The organism is Streptomyces sp. NPDC002754, assembly GCF_053592315.1.
The window spans coordinates 377265-390862 of the sequence record NZ_JBSFVM010000002.1 but is presented as its reverse complement, the minus strand read 5'-3'; the positions used below and the strand labels follow the sequence as shown (position 1 = coordinate 390862).

General features: G+C 70.4%; 14 protein-coding genes. 7 read left to right on the top strand and 7 right to left on the bottom strand.

Translation table 11 applies throughout. The features are described 5' to 3' along the window. Positions 1-15 precede the first annotated feature (15 nt). On the top strand, positions 16-612 hold the full coding sequence (locus tag ACWD2L_RS09175) for a DUF742 domain-containing protein (RefSeq protein WP_451188101.1): 597 nt from the start codon (positions 16-18) through the stop codon (positions 610-612). After that, positions 593-1183 carry a GTP-binding protein gene (locus ACWD2L_RS09170; protein ID WP_351341325.1) on the top strand — a complete coding sequence of 197 codons (591 nt, stop codon included), beginning with the start codon at positions 593-595 and terminating at the stop codon, positions 1181-1183. Before ACWD2L_RS09175 ends, ACWD2L_RS09170 begins: the two co-directional genes overlap by 20 nt. Positions 1184-1355: 172 nt before the next feature. Here the strand turns inward: ACWD2L_RS09170 and ACWD2L_RS09165 are convergent, their stop codons facing one another. Further along, positions 1356-1547 carry an acyl-CoA carboxylase subunit epsilon gene (locus tag ACWD2L_RS09165; RefSeq protein ID WP_351341322.1) on the bottom strand — a complete coding sequence of 64 codons (192 nt, stop codon included), beginning with the start codon at positions 1545-1547 and terminating at the stop codon, positions 1356-1358. Positions 1548-1579: 32 nt separating this feature from the next. Next, entirely contained in the window at positions 1580-3175 is a 1596-nt protein-coding gene (locus tag ACWD2L_RS09160; RefSeq protein ID WP_351341319.1) for an acyl-CoA carboxylase subunit beta, read from the bottom strand. A 378-nt stretch (positions 3176-3553) separates the two neighbouring features. On the opposite strand from ACWD2L_RS09160, the gene ACWD2L_RS09155 reads away from it, so the two are divergent. After that, positions 3554-4171, top strand: coding sequence for a YceI family protein (locus ACWD2L_RS09155; protein ID WP_351341316.1), 618 nt, complete (start codon positions 3554-3556; stop codon positions 4169-4171). Positions 4172-4236: 65 nt separating this feature from the next. Here the strand turns inward: ACWD2L_RS09155 and ACWD2L_RS09150 are convergent, their stop codons facing one another. Beyond that, positions 4237-4647 (bottom strand): ATP-binding protein, encoded by a 411-nt coding sequence (locus ACWD2L_RS09150; protein ID WP_351341314.1) that lies wholly within the window; start codon positions 4645-4647, stop codon positions 4237-4239. A gap of 112 nt (positions 4648-4759) precedes the next feature. Here ACWD2L_RS09150 and ACWD2L_RS09145 point away from each other — a divergent pair, with 112 nt between their 5' ends. Genes ACWD2L_RS09145 through ACWD2L_RS09135 form a run of 3 tightly spaced genes read left to right on the top strand, consistent with a single transcriptional unit; the run spans position 4760 to position 7168 of the window. Then, positions 4760-5566, top strand: coding sequence for a helix-turn-helix domain-containing protein (locus ACWD2L_RS09145; RefSeq protein WP_351341387.1), 807 nt, complete (start codon positions 4760-4762; stop codon positions 5564-5566). Further along, positions 5563-5826: a DUF397 domain-containing protein gene (locus ACWD2L_RS09140; protein WP_351341312.1), complete on the top strand. Its 264-nt coding sequence runs from the start codon at positions 5563-5565 to the stop codon at positions 5824-5826. The genes ACWD2L_RS09145 and ACWD2L_RS09140 overlap by 4 nt, the downstream gene beginning before the upstream one ends. Continuing rightward, positions 5807-7168, top strand: coding sequence for an oxidoreductase (locus ACWD2L_RS09135; RefSeq protein ID WP_351341310.1), 1362 nt, complete (start codon positions 5807-5809; stop codon positions 7166-7168). Before ACWD2L_RS09140 ends, ACWD2L_RS09135 begins: the two co-directional genes overlap by 20 nt. A gap of 91 nt (positions 7169-7259) precedes the next feature. Here the strand turns inward: ACWD2L_RS09135 and ACWD2L_RS09130 are convergent, their stop codons facing one another. The 4 genes from ACWD2L_RS09130 to ACWD2L_RS09115 form a co-directional block, all read right to left on the bottom strand. Next, complete coding sequence (locus tag ACWD2L_RS09130) at positions 7260-8603, bottom strand: hypothetical protein (protein ID WP_351342678.1); 1344 nt, start codon at positions 8601-8603, stop codon at positions 7260-7262. A gap of 125 nt (positions 8604-8728) precedes the next feature. Next, positions 8729-10378, bottom strand: a complete 1650-nt coding sequence (gene cimA, locus ACWD2L_RS09125) for a citramalate synthase (protein ID WP_351342680.1) — start codon at positions 10376-10378, stop codon at positions 8729-8731. Positions 10379-10686: 308 nt separating this feature from the next. Next, the gene (locus ACWD2L_RS09120) at positions 10687-12108 is read right to left on the bottom strand and encodes an MDR family MFS transporter (protein ID WP_351342682.1); all 1422 of its coding nucleotides are present in this window, start codon (positions 12106-12108) and stop codon (positions 10687-10689) included. Positions 12109-12115: 7 nt separating this feature from the next. Further along, on the bottom strand, positions 12116-12709 hold the full coding sequence (locus tag ACWD2L_RS09115) for an NADPH-dependent FMN reductase (RefSeq protein WP_351342684.1): 594 nt from the start codon (positions 12707-12709) through the stop codon (positions 12116-12118). A 134-nt stretch (positions 12710-12843) separates the two neighbouring features. Here ACWD2L_RS09115 and ACWD2L_RS09110 point away from each other — a divergent pair, with 134 nt between their 5' ends. Then, positions 12844-13590, top strand: coding sequence for a TetR/AcrR family transcriptional regulator (locus ACWD2L_RS09110; RefSeq protein ID WP_351342686.1), 747 nt, complete (start codon positions 12844-12846; stop codon positions 13588-13590). The last annotated feature ends 8 nt before the right edge of the window (positions 13591-13598 follow it).

Here is a 13598-nt window from a genome sequence, read left to right as displayed (position 1 = left end):
CGGAGGAGGAAGTTCGTGTCTGGTTCAGCAACACCCCCGAGCGGTTCCTCGGCCCAGTGGCCGCCTTACGGCCACGGCCGGGGTCGTGGCCAGGCGGGTATGGGTGACGACGGATCCCAGAACCGGTACAACTTCCCGTCTTCCCCCTCGTCGGCGAACCACGCCCGACCGACCCGGCAGCCCGGTCCCTACGACCAGCCGCCGGCGCCGCGCATCCAGCCCGTGCAGCCGCAGCCGCGCCCCGACGCGAATCCCGCACCCGCCGCGAAGAACAACCCGCTGGTGCGCCCGTACGCCATGACGGGCGGCCGCACAAGGCCGCGTTACCAGCTCGCCATCGAGGCGCTGGTGCACACCACCGCGCAGCCGCACCAATTGCAGGGCCAACTGCCCGAGCACCAGCGGATCTGCAACCTCTGCCGAGAGATCAAGTCGGTGGCCGAGATCTCGGCTCTCCTGACGATCCCCCTCGGTGTGGCCAGGATTCTCGTCGCCGACCTCGCGGAGGCGGGACTGGTCGCCATCCATCAGCCCGGCGGCGACGAGAGCGCCGGCGGCCAGCCAGACGTGACATTGCTCGAAAGGGTGCTCAGTGGACTTCGCAAGCTCTAGCGGAGGGCCGGCTGCTCCAAGCCGTTCCACCACATCGGCGAAGATCGTGGTGGCAGGTGGTTTCGGTGTCGGCAAGACGACGTTCGTGGGCGCCGTCTCCGAGATCAACCCGCTGCGCACCGAGGCCGTCATGACGTCCGCGTCCGCGGGCATCGACGACCTCACTCACACCGGGGACAAGACGACCACGACGGTCGCCATGGACTTCGGCCGCATCACGCTCGACCAGGACCTGATCCTGTACCTGTTCGGTACGCCGGGCCAGGACCGCTTCTGGTTCATGTGGGACGACCTGGTGCGCGGCGCGATCGGCGCCGTCGTCCTCGTCGACACCCGCCGCCTCGCCGACTGCTTCCCCGCGGTCGACTACTTCGAGAACTCCGGCCTGCCTTTCGTCGTCGCCCTCAACGGCTTCGACGGCGGCCAGCCCTACGGTCCGGACGAGGTCCGCGAGGCGCTGCAGATCGGCCCGGACACGCCGATCATCACGACGGACGCCCGGCACCGCGCGGACGCGAAGTCGACGTTGATCACGCTGGTGGAACACGCCCTGATGGCGCGCCTCCGGTAGGCACGCTTCAAGCCCCTGCGGCGATTGAGCAGGTCTTTCAAGCCCCGCCGGCGATTGAGGCGCGGGGTCCGGGGCAGAGCCCCGCAACCGCGCCCCCCCGTCCGACTGCAAACACACTGAGGCCCTCCTCCCGATTCGGGAAGAGGGCCTCAGACGTGTGTACCGGTGCCGGTCAGCGCCAGCTGTGCGGCGCGCGGAACCCCGGCTCGCGCTCCAGGCGGCGCCACCCCGCACGGGGCTGACGCACCCGGTGCACCGGAGCCTCGGGAGCGGCGGAGGCCCGCGCCAGCAGGATCGCGGTGATGGCCGCGACCTCCTCCGGCTCGGCGTGGCCCTTCTCGACGCGGATGTCAGGCATGGACATGTGGCGGGTCTCCTACGACTAGTACGTGCCGGTTACTGCGGCGGGTTGCCGTGCTTGCGCGACGGCAGGTCGGCGTGCTTGGTGCGCAGCATCGCCAGGGACTTGACCAGCACCTCACGCGTCTGGGCGGGGTCGATCACGTCGTCGACCAGGCCGCGCTCCGCCGCGTAGTACGGGTGCATCAGCTCGGCCTTGTACTCCTTGACCATCTTCTGGCGCATGGCCTCCGGGTCCTCCGCCTCGGCGATCTGCCGGCGGAAGATCACGTTGGCCGCGCCCTCGGCGCCCATGACCGCGATCTCGTTGGTCGGCCAGGCATAGGTGAGGTCCGCGCCGATGGACTGCGAGTCCATGACGATGTACGCACCCCCGTACGCCTTGCGCAGGATCAGCGAGATCCGGGGCACGGTGGCGTTGCAGTACGCGTACAGCAGCTTGGCGCCGTGCCGGATGATCCCGCCGTGCTCCTGGTCGACGCCGGGCAGGAAGCCGGGGACGTCGAGCAGCGTCACGATGGGGATGTTAAAAGCATCGCACATCTGGACGAACCGGGCGGCCTTCTCCGAGGCCTCGATGTCCAGGACGCCCGCGAGCGCCTGCGGCTGGTTGGCGACGATGCCGACGACCTGGCCGTCGAGCCGGGCCAGGGCGCAGATGATGTTGCGCGCCCAGCGCTCGTGGATCTCCAGGAAGTCGCCGTCGTCGACGAGCTCCTCGATGACCTTGGTCATGTCGTACGGGCGGTTGCCGTCGGCCGGGACCAGATCGAGCAGGACGTCGCCGCGGCGCTCGGCCGGGTCGTCGGACTCGACGGTCGGCGGGTTCTCCCGGTTGTTCTGCGGGAGCATCGAGAGCAGGTAGCGGACCTCGGCGAGGCAGGTCTCCTCGTCGTCGTACGCGAAGTGGCTGACGCCGGAGGTCTCCGCGTGGACGTCGGCGCCGCCGAGCCCGTTCTGCGTGATCTCCTCGCCGGTCACGGCCTTCACGACGTCCGGGCCCGTGATGAACATCTGCGAGGTCTCGCGGACCATGAACACGAAGTCCGTGAGCGCCGGGCTGTAGGCCGCGCCGCCCGCGCACGGGCCGAGCATCACGCTGATCTGCGGGATGACGCCGGAGGCCTTCGTGTTGCGCTGGAAGATGCCGCCGTAGCCGGCGAGCGCGGAGACGCCCTCCTGGATACGGGCGCCCGCGCCGTCGTTCAGCGAGACCAGCGGGGCACCGGCCGCGATGGCCATGTCCATGATCTTGTGGATCTTCGTGGCGTGGGCCTCACCGAGAGCGCCGCCGAAGATCCGGAAGTCGTGCGCGTAGACGAAGACCGTGCGGCCCTCGACCGTGCCCCAGCCGGTGATGACGCCGTCCGTGTGGGGCTTCTTGGCCTCCAGGCCGAAGCCGGTCGCCCGGTGCCGGCGCAGCTGCTCGACCTCGTTGAACGAACCCTCGTCGAGGAGCAGCTCGATGCGCTCGCGCGCCGTCAGCTTGCCCTTCGCGTGCTGGGCGTCGGTCGCCTTCTCACTGGGTCCGGCCAGCGCCTGGGCGCGGATCGCGTGCAGCTCGGCCACGCGGCCACGGGCGTCGGTGGGCTCGTCCCCCGGGTTCGAGGCGGTGTCGTCCAAAACGGTCATGTAGTGACCTTACGAAGTGGACCCCTGAAAACGGTCCGTCGACTCCGTACAGTCTCCGGCCCGTTTTCCTGGTAGCCCTGAACAGAACCCCGCCTCCGGGGGGCCGAAGTGACTGCTCAGCACGGGTCCGCCTTGTAGACGTCACACAAAGCCGCGCACTGAGACCCCCCTCACACCACCCCGCACCCCCGCATCCCACGCACACCCGAAAGGGCGACCTTGGCCATATCGGGCTGTAATCGAGGAGGTACACACTGTTTGATGTTGAACATTGAACATCATCGCGCTACAGTCGAACTTGTTGGTAGTTCAACGTTCAACATCACCGCACCACCCCACCTGGCACCACCCGTGCCGCCCGTCCCCAAGGAGCACGTCATGGGCATCTTCGGCCGCAAGAACGAATCCGCCACCACCCCCGCCGACGCCGCGCAGGCCGCGCCGGTCAACCCGGACGCCGCCGCGCTCACCGGCGAGTACACCGTCGACCCCGCTCACACCACGCTCGGCTTCGTCGCCCGGCACGCCATGGTGACGAACGTGAAGGGCAGCTTCAGCGACTTCACCGGCTCGCTGCACCTGGACGGCTCGGACCCCGCGAAGTCCACGGCCTCGTTCGACGTGCAGATGTCGAGCATCACGACCGGCAGCGAAGACCGTGACGGGCACCTGAAGAGCGCCGACTTCTTCAAGATCGACGAGTTCCCGACGATGACCTTCCGGTCGACCTCCGCCGAGTCCCTGGGCGGCGACGACTACCGCATCACGGGCGACCTGACGATCCTCGGCGTCACCAAGCCGCTCAGCATCGACCTCGAGTTCAACGGCGCCGCAAAGGACCCGTTCGGCAACGAGCGCGTCGGCTTCGAGGGCAAGACCGAGATCCTCCGCTCCGAGTGGGGCATCACCTGGAACGCCGCGCTGGAGACCGGTGGCGTCCTGATCTCGGACAAGATCAAGCTGAACTTCGACATCTCGGCGATCAAGGAGGCCTGAACCGGCCTTCTGCACCGGCGGGTTGAGGCGGCCACTGGTTTCGTGGCCGCCAACTCGGCGTTGCCTCACGCGACACTCCCGCCGCCCCGCGCGAACTCGCACCACACGCTTTTCCCCGGGTCCCGCTCCCCCACCCCCCACTTGTCGGCCAGCGCCGCGACCAGGTGCAGGCCCCTGCCGTGTTCCTCCTCGGGGCCGGCCTCGCCCTCGTGGACCGTTCCCGGGCCGCTGTCGTGCACCTCGATCCGGAGCACGCCGTCTCCGCCCAGCTCGATGTGCAACCGGAAACCCCGCCCTGGCGGTACGCCGTGCAGCAGTGCGTTCGTCGCCAGCTCGCTGACACAGAGAAGTACGTCGTCAAGACGTTCGATTGCATGCCAGTCGCGCAAGGCCCAGGCTGTGAACGCGCGGGCCGCGGGGACGGATTTGCGTTCGCGTCGGTAGAACGCCTCGCGCTTGTAGGGCAGTTGCTCCATGCCTTGAGCTTCGCGCTGCGGGGTGTTCGTGGGGCAGCGCGCCGACTCGTACATCTGGATTTGTACGAGTGGACGCCGGTCAGGGCGGGTTGGCGAGGGGAACTGAGTGCGTATGAAGAAGCAGGTGACTTCGTGGCATGCCATTGGGGCTCAGATCGCGCATTTCCGCAAGTACGTGGGGATGACGCAGACGGGGCTGGCCGATCAGTTGCGTGTCAGCCACGACAAGATGGCGTCCATCGAGCAGGGGCGACGGCCGGTGGGCCTGGCCCTGGCCGGGCAGATCGATGAACTACTTGCCACCAAGGGGGCATTGGCGGTCGCGGTGGCCAAGGTACCGGTGCGGGAGAAGTTCCCACTGCTGGTCGCAGACCTGGTGGAGCTGGAGCAGAAGGCCCGCGCCATCCAGACGTACGAGACCCAGGTCGTGCCCGGGCTTCTACAGACACCGGAGTACATGCGTGCGGTATTCGACTCCTGCTACCCGCCCATCGAGGACGAAACCCTGGAGGACTGGCTCTCCGGACGTCTGGAGCGGCAGGCGATCTGGGGGCGGGAGCACCCGCCGTGGTGCAACTTCATCATCGAGGAGACCGCATTTCAGCGCCCCCTGGGCGGCCCGGACGTCATGCGGGCGCAGATCCGTCGTGTCCTGGAACTGGGCGGTCTGCAGTGCATGGGCATCCAGGTCATGCCCACCAAGCGGCTGCCGCACGCCGGTCTCAGTGGCCCGATGGTGCTGGTGGAGACCGTCGACCACGACAGCGTGGCCTACCTGGAGGACCAGTGCATCAGCGCCCTGGTCGAGGACCCCGACGAGGTGCACACACTCCAGCTCAAGTATGGAATGCTGAGGTCACAGGCACTATCTCCAGCAGAGAGCGCGCAGTTGCTGGACACATTGCTAGGAGCCTCATGAACACCGCGGCACCCATCACCGGCTGGTTCAAGTCCAGCTACAGCGGCGACAACGGAGGCAACTGCCTCGAAGTCGCCTACCACTGGCGGAAGTCCACGCACAGCGGCGACCAGGGCGGCAACTGCCTAGAGGTCGCCACCGCACCCACCGCCATCCACATCCGCGACTCCAAGAACAACCCCGCCACCGGAGCCGTGCTCACCGTCTCCCCCGGCACCTGGACCGCGTTCCTCAACTCCCGTGCCGCTGACCGCAGCTGAGGTCAGGCGGGAGATTCTCGACGAGGGCGCCGGGTCGCAGCCGTACGTGGTGCGTGATGCCCGGATCACGGGGGCGCTGCGGCTCGACGGGGCCGAGGTGCGGCGGGCCGTGCGGTTCGAGGGGTGTCGGTTCGACGAGCAGGTCGGCCTGGAGGGCGCGAGCACGCTCGCGTTCGGGGCCGTCGACTGCGTCCTGCCGGGGCTGATGGCCTCAACCGCCCGGATCGGTGGGCGGCTCGACCTGCGCCGGTCGGTGATCGGCGAGCGGGACGGGGCCGACGGCGCCGTGGACGTGGTGCACGCCGACATCGCGGGCGGGCTCCGGCTCGACGGGGCGCGGCTGGTCGCGCCGGGGCGGGTGGCCCTGGAGGCGGGCGGGCTCGTGATGCGGGGCGCGGTGATGTGCGAGGACGGGTTCGTCTCGGAGGGGCAAGTCGGGTTTCCCGGCGCCGAGTTGGCGGGTGGGCTCTGGATGCGCGGCGCGTGGATACGGGTCGGCTCGCCCGAGGACATCGCGTTCAACGGGGACAACCTGAAGGCGTCGTCCGTGCGGCTCTCCCACGGGTTCCTGGCCGACGGCAGGGTGCGGCTGCGCGGGGCGCAGATCGCGGACATGCTGACGTTCCGGGGCGCTCAACTCCTGGGCGGGCAGTCGTCGTTGATGGCCGTGGGGCTGCGGGTCGAGGCGCTCGACCTGTCGTTCTCGCACCGGCCCGCCGGCGGCGTGAACCTGCGCAACGCGCAGGCGACCCGGATCCAGGACGATCCCCGGACCTGGCCCGCGAATCTCGGCCTGGACGGGCTGACCTACGAATGGCTCGGCGACGCGACCGGCGGCCGCAGCGACGACGCGCGGACCCGGCTGGAGTGGCTGGACCGGCAACCGGACTACGCCCCGCAGCCGTACGAACAACTCGCCGCCCACTACCGGCGGTCCGGACGCGAGGACGAGGCGCGCCGCGTACTGCTCGTGCGGGAGCGGCGGCGCCGGGCGACGCTGGGGCCTGCCGGTCGGGCCTGGGGCTGGCTGCTCGAAGCCACCGTGGGGTACGGGTACCGGCCGTGGATCGCCGGGATCTGGCTGGCGCTGCTCACCCTGATCGGCTCACTCGTGTTCGCCGCCCACACGCCCGTGCCGAACAAGAAGGGCGAGGGGCCTCCTTTCAACCCCGTCGCGTACGCCCTCGACCTGATGATCCCGATCGGCGGGCTCGGCCAGCGCGACGGCTGGCACTGGGGCGGCGTGGGCGTCCAGGGATTCGCGTACGGGCTCGTCGCCGTCGGGTGGATCCTGACCACGACCGTGCTGGCGGGTGTGACGCGGACGCTCAACCGGGCCTAGGACCGGGGTGACGTGCGTCGAAGCGGCGGGACTGTGACGTGTAACGACGGCCAGGTCGTCGTTACACGTCACAGTCCCGCCGTGCTGCTCCTCAGGAACCGCCGCCGAAGTCCCCTCCGCCGAAGCCGCCGCCACCGCCGAAGTCGCCGCCCCCACCGTCGCCGAAGCCGCCGCCGAAGTCGCCGGGGTCGAAGTCGGAGCCGGAGATGTCGCCGCCGTCGAAGCCGCCGCCGAAGTCGCCGCCGCCGTAGTCGGCCGCGTAGGCGGGGCTCGCCAGCATGGAGCCGAGCACCGTGCCGACCAGCAGGCCCGGCAGCATGCCGCCGCCGAAGTAGCCGCCGGCCCACGGGCCGTACGCCGGGCCCGCGTCGTAGTACGGGCGGCGCTCCCCCGCCCCCGCGTCGACCGTGCGCACATGCGGGTCCTCGCCGTCCCGCAGCCGCGTCGCGTCCGCCGCGCAGACCGGGACCTCGCGGGACGAGCCGCCGGGCGGCGTCCACAGGGCGTCCTCGGTGGAGGGGCCGTGGCGCGGGTCGAAGAAGCAGGGCGCCCTGCGCTCGGGCAGCGGGCGGCCCTCGCGGCGCGCGGCAAGCTGCGCGAGTGCGAACCGGCCGTCCTCCAGGGCCTGCGTCACGCCGCGTACGTCGTCCGGGCGCCGGGCGTCGGCCATGTACTGCTTGGCCTTCTCGTACGCGTCGAGCGCCCGCTCGAAGTCGGCCCGCATCGCGTCGTCGGCGCCGGCCTCCGCCGGGTGGAAGTCGAGCCGGTCGAGTTCCTCGCCGAACGCCGTGATGTCCTCGTCCACGACGACCCGCAGCTTGTCGAGGGCCTCGCGCTGCTCCTCCTCGCGCTTGCGCCGGTTGCGCCGGCTCAGGGCGTAGACACCGACGCCGCCGACCACGACGACCGCGCCGACGCCGATCAGGGGGCCTACGGAGACGCCCTCGTCGCCGCCGCCCGCGTCCCAGGCGGACGGGGCCGAGCCCCTAGCCGTCCGGACCGACGTGCTCACGAAGTCGTCGAGCTGGCTCTTGGCGGACTCGCCCTGCACGCTGCCCACCGCGTTCTTGACGGCCTGCTGGGACATCACCCGACTGTCCGCGCGCGCGTCGAACCGGTCGCCGAGGCGGACCCCGTACACGCCCACGATCCCCGTCTTCGCACGGAGATCGCTGAAGAGCTTCTGCGTCGGGAAGTCGGCGGGCAGCACCGCGACCATGACCGGCTTGTTCGCGTCCTTGATCTTGTTCTCGAGCGCGTCGACGTCGTCCGAGGTGAGCCCGCCGGCCGCGCCGGGCGCGACGTAGACAGGGCTCTTCTCCAGGGCGTCGGCCACGGTGGACACGTCCGTGGCGGCGGCCGCGGGGGGCGCCACGGTGAGGGTGGCGCCCAGGGCGAGGAGCGGGGCGGCGAGGGCGGCGATGAGGGGCCTCATGTATCGACGCTAACTCAGCGCGGTACGTGGGGCCCCTCTCGCGGCGACGTGGTTGGCGTCCCGGGGCTCTGCCCCGGACCCCCGCGCCTCAATCGCCGGCGGGGCTTGATGTGGGCTTGAGAGGTCTATTCGACCGGTTCCACGCCCGCCCGCAGCAGCCCGTACGTGTACGCGTCCTCCAGCGCGCCCCACGACGCCGCGATCACGTTCTCGGCGACGCCGACCGTGGACCACTCGCCGGTGCCGTCGCTCGTCGAGATCAGGACGCGGGTCGTGGAGGACGTGCCGTGCTTGCCCTCCAGGATGCGGACCTTGTAGTCGACCAGCTCCAGCTTCGCGAGCTGCGGGTAGATCCGCTCCAGGCCGACGCGGAGCGCGCGGTCGAGGGCGTTCACCGGGCCGTTGCCCTCCGCCGTGGCGACGATGCGCTCGCCCTTGGCCCACAGCTTCACGGTGGCCTCGTTGGCGTGCGAGCCGTCGGGGCGGTCCTCGACGATCGCGCGCCAGGACTCGACGCGGAAGTACTTGCGCTCCTTGCCCTCGACCTCGGCGCGCATCAGGAGTTCGAAGGAGGCGTCGGCCGCTTCGTACGTGTAGCCCTGGAGTTCGCGCTCCTTGACGCGCTCCACGACCCGGCCGATCAGCTCGCGGTCGCCCCCGAGGTCGACGCCGAGCTCCTTGCCCTTGAGCTCGATGGACGCGCGGCCCGCCATGTCGGACACGAGCATGCGGATGCGGTTGCCGACGAGGTCGGGGTCGATGTGCTGGTACAGGTCCGGGTCGACCTTGATCGCGGAGGCGTGCAGGCCCGCCTTGTGCGCGAACGCGGAGACACCCACGTACGGCTGGTGCGTGGAGGGGGTGAGGTTCACGACCTCGGCGATGGCGTGCGAGATACGGGTCATCTCGCGCAGCGCGCCCTCGGGGAGGACCTTCTTGCCGTACTTGAGCTCCAGAGCGGCGACGACCGGGAAGAGGTTGGAGTTGCCGACGCGCTCGCCGTAGCCGTTCGCCGTGCACTGGACGTGGGTCGCGCCCGCGTCCACCGCGGCGAGGGTGTTGGCGACGGCGCAGCCCGTGTCGTCCTGGGCGTGGATGCCGAGCCGGGCGCCGGTGTCGGCGATGACGGTGGAGACGACGGCCTGGACCTGGGCGGGCAGGAAGCCGCCGTTGGTGTCGCAGAGGACGACGACGGAGGCGCCCGCCTCGTGCGCGGCCCGGACGACGGACTTCGCGTACTCGGCGTTGGCGCGGTAGCCGTCGAAGAAGTGCTCGCAGTCGACGAAGACCCGGCGGCCCTCCGCGACCAGGTAGGAGACCGTGTCGCGGACCATCTCGAGGTTCTCTTCGAGGGTCGTGCGCAGGGCCAGTTCGACGTGCCGGTCGTGCGACTTGGCGACCAGGCAGATCACCGGAGCGCCGGACTCCAGGAGGGCCCGCACCTGCGGGTCCTCGCTCGCCTTGGCGTTCGCCCTGCGGGTGGCGCCGAAGGCGACGAGCTGCGCGTGCTTGAAGTCGATCTCTTCTCGCGCGCGGGCGAAGAACTCGGTGTCGCGGGGGTTGGCGCCGGGCCAGCCGCCCTCGATGAAGCCCACGCCGAAATCGTCCAGGTGCCGGGCAATGGCCAGCTTGTCCGCGACGGTGAGGTTGATGCCCTCGCGCTGTGCGCCGTCGCGCAGCGTGGTGTCGAAGACGTGGAAGGCGTCGGAGGCCTCGCGGGAATCGTCGAGTTCGCCGGCGGTGTCGCTGAGACGTTCACTGGGGCTGCTGCTCATGCTGATCTGGCTCCTGATCGGGATCTCGGTCTTCGTACCGGAAGGACCGGTTCCACCGTCCATCTATGATCCCTCGCGCTCTCGGCCTGGCTGCGGGTGGGCCAGAAACCGAAAAAACCCCTCGCGGGTGCGAGAGGTCTGCGCGCGGGTCGAGGACGACGGTGTCCACCTGTACCGGGTCGTACGAGGTGGTCACTGCGGACCGGCGCGCCTGCTGCCAATAATCATGGCCAACGAGAGCACGGACGCAGTTTGCCACAGCCCCGGCGAGGCCTGGGCTGTGGTCTCACGATGCGGTCAGACCGGTGTCACCCCGGCTGCCGTGCGCGGAGAGGCACTTCCCGTACGAGGTGCGCCGACCCGAACGCCACCGCGCACAGCACCGCCGTACCGACCGCCACTCCGTGCAGCCCGTCGACGATGCCCGCGGGACCGGGGCCGTCGTGCACCCGCTGGACGAACACGGACCCGAGCACCGCGACGCCGAGCGAGCCCCCGACGGTCCGAAGGAGCGTCTGCGTCCCGCTGGCCGCGCCCATGTCGCGGGGCTCGGCGCTGTTCATGGTGATCAGCATCGAGGGCTGCAACAGGCAGCCGAGGCCGACGCCGAGGGCCAACGTCAGGGCGGACGCCGCCCACGTCGCCGTCCCCGTGCCGAGCAGGAGCAGGGCCAGCGCGCCCGCCGTCGCCAGGGCGCCGCCCGCGAGCGGGTAGGGCCGGTAGCGGCCGCCGTTGCTCACGCGCCGCCCGATGGTCAGCTGGGCGCCCATCATGCCGAGCATCAGGGGGAGCAGCAGCAGTCCGCTCCCCGTCGCCGACATGCCCCGTACGTGCTGCATGTACTGCGGCAGATACGTGGCGGCCGCGAGCATGGCCGCCCCCGAGGTGAAGCTCAGCACCTGCGCGACACCGAAGTTGCGGTCGCGGAACAGCCGCGGCGGGATCACCGGCTCGGCCGCGCGCCGCTCCACCGCGACGAACCCGGCGAGGGCCGCCGCCGAGACCAGGGCGAGCGCCCCGATCAGTGGCGACGTCCAGGCGTACGTCGTCCCGGCCCACGACGACAGCAACGTCAGGGCGAGGATCGCGAGGGTGAGCAGCGCCGCGCCCGCGAGGTCGACCCGCGCCTTCACCCGCTCGGTGCGCACCCGCACGCCCGCCCCGACGACGGCGAGAGCGAGGGCCCCGACGGGCACATTGACGTAGAACACCCACCGCCAGTCCAACTGGTCCGTGAGGAAGCCGCCGATCAGTGGGCCGCCGATCATCGCGGCGGGCAGCAGCACGCCGATGACGGCCTGCGAGCGGCCCGCCTCCGCGGGCCCGAGCAGCGTCCCCACGAGCGAGATCGCTCCCACGAACAGGCCGCCCGCACCGATGCCCTGCACCGCCCGGAACGCGATCAACTGCCCCATGTCCTGGGCGAGTCCGCACAGCACGGACCCGGCGAGGAAGACGGAGATCGAGGCGAGATAGCTGCCCTTGCGGCCGTACAGGTCGCCGACCTTGCCCCACAGCGGGGTGGTCACGGCCGTGGCCAGCAGGTAGGCGGTGACCACCCAGGACAGATGATCCATGCCGCCGAGGTCGCCGACGATGACGGGCAGGGCCGTGCCGACGATGGTGCCGTCCAGCGTGGCGAGCACGATACCGAGCAGCAGCCCGGCGATCACGAGCCGGGAGGGCGCGCGCTCCGCGGTCCGCCGCATCTCTTCCGTGAGTGTCGTCATGGTCGCCTCAAGCCGCGTACGGGCGATCGGACTTGGCGTCGCGCAGGGCATGCGCCCACCAGGTCAGCTGGTCGAGCATCGCCTTGGCCGCGGCGTCCACGGCCGGATCGTCGACCCGGCCGTCCGCGTCGAACGCGCCCCAGGCGTTGTGGAAGCTGACCGTGTTGCGGACGCTCATGGCGTTCAACTCGGCCATGACGACCCGCAGTTGCTCGACCGCGCGCAGCCCACCGGACAGGCCCCCGTACGAGACGAAGCCGACCGGCTTGCCATGCCACTCCGTGTTGTGCCAGTCGATCGCGTTCTTCAGGGACGCCGGGAAGCTGTGGTTGTACTCGGGCGTGACGAGGATGAACGCGTCGGCGGCGGCGAGGCGCGGCGAGACCCGGGCGAGGGCCTCCGTCGCGCCGGGCGGCGGCTGCTCACCGAAGGCCGGCAGGACGGTCGGCAACGGCGTCTCGGCGAGGTCGACGACGTCGGCGCGCAGATCGGCGCGCTGCCCGAGGTGGCCGGCGAGCCACTTCGTCACGACGGGCGCGAAGCGGCCCTCGCGGGTCGAGCCGACGAGGACGGCGACGCGGAGCGGATCGGTGCTTGGCATGACGGAACCCCCTGTTTGTGTACGGCGTACACTCTGGTGTGCGTACAACGTACACATCGATGTGTACGGCGTCCACTGGGGATACGCTGTACACGTTCATGCGTGAGAAGTGAGAAGCGAGAGGGGTCGATGGCGTGGTGGCACAGGGGAAGGCCGAGAGCGAGGCGGGCGGCCTCGTCGAGCCCTCGCTCTGGGAGCGTCTTGAGCGGCCCGCGCCCACCCGGCGCGCCTCGCTAACCCTGGCGCGGATCGCCGCGGCGGCCGTGGAACTGGCCGACGAGGAGGGCGGCGCCGCCGTCACCATGCGCCGCCTGGCCACCAAGCTGGGCGTCGCCCCGATGGCCGCGTACCGGCACGTCTCCGACAAAGAGGATCTGTGGGCGCTGATGTTCGACCGGGTCTCGGCCGAGCTGACCGTGCCCGACGACGTGACCGACTGGCGCGAGGTGCTGCGCTCCTTCGGGCTCCAGACACGGGAGTTGATGCTCCGTCACCCCTGGCTCGGGCAGACGCCGTTGCCGCTCATCCAGCTCACCCCGGCGCGGATGGCAGTGGCGGAGCGGCAGTTGAAGGCGCTGGCGACCAAGGAGCTCGACACGGACGCGATGGTGGCCGCCCACCGCACGGTCGGCGCGTTCGTGCACGGCGCGACCCAGACCGAGATCGCGCTGCGCGAGTACCGCGAGCGGCACGGTTGGAAGAGCGGCGACGAGACGCGGGAGGCGCTCGCCCCGCAGATGAAGTACCTGTTGGAAAGCGGCCGTTACCCGAACTACCACCAGTACGCCCTGTCGGCGACCCGCAAGGACGACCCGGCCTGGGAGTTCGAGTTCGGCCTCGACTGCGTGCTCGACGGGATCGCGCGGCGACTCGACATCTGACCCGTACG

Coding starts and splice junctions, on each gene's coding strand:
- ACWD2L_RS09145 (WP_351341387.1), top strand. CDS start 4,760: ATGAAGAAGCAGGTGACTTCGTGGCATGCCATTGGGGCTCAGATCGCG.
- ACWD2L_RS09140 (WP_351341312.1), top strand. CDS start 5,563: ATGAACACCGCGGCACCCATCACCGGCTGGTTCAAGTCCAGCTACAGC.
- ACWD2L_RS09115 (WP_351342684.1), bottom strand. CDS start 12,709: ATGCCAAGCACCGATCCGCTCCGCGTCGCCGTCCTCGTCGGCTCGACC.
- ACWD2L_RS09130 (WP_351342678.1), bottom strand. CDS start 8,603: ATGAGGCCCCTCATCGCCGCCCTCGCCGCCCCGCTCCTCGCCCTGGGC.
- ACWD2L_RS09120 (WP_351342682.1), bottom strand. CDS start 12,108: ATGACGACACTCACGGAAGAGATGCGGCGGACCGCGGAGCGCGCGCCC.
- ACWD2L_RS09160 (WP_351341319.1), bottom strand. CDS start 3,175: ATGACCGTTTTGGACGACACCGCCTCGAACCCGGGGGACGAGCCCACC.
- ACWD2L_RS09150 (WP_351341314.1), bottom strand. CDS start 4,647: ATGGAGCAACTGCCCTACAAGCGCGAGGCGTTCTACCGACGCGAACGC.
- ACWD2L_RS09155 (WP_351341316.1), top strand. CDS start 3,554: ATGGGCATCTTCGGCCGCAAGAACGAATCCGCCACCACCCCCGCCGAC.
- cimA (WP_351342680.1), bottom strand. CDS start 10,378: ATGAGCAGCAGCCCCAGTGAACGTCTCAGCGACACCGCCGGCGAACTC.
- ACWD2L_RS09165 (WP_351341322.1), bottom strand. CDS start 1,547: ATGTCCATGCCTGACATCCGCGTCGAGAAGGGCCACGCCGAGCCGGAG.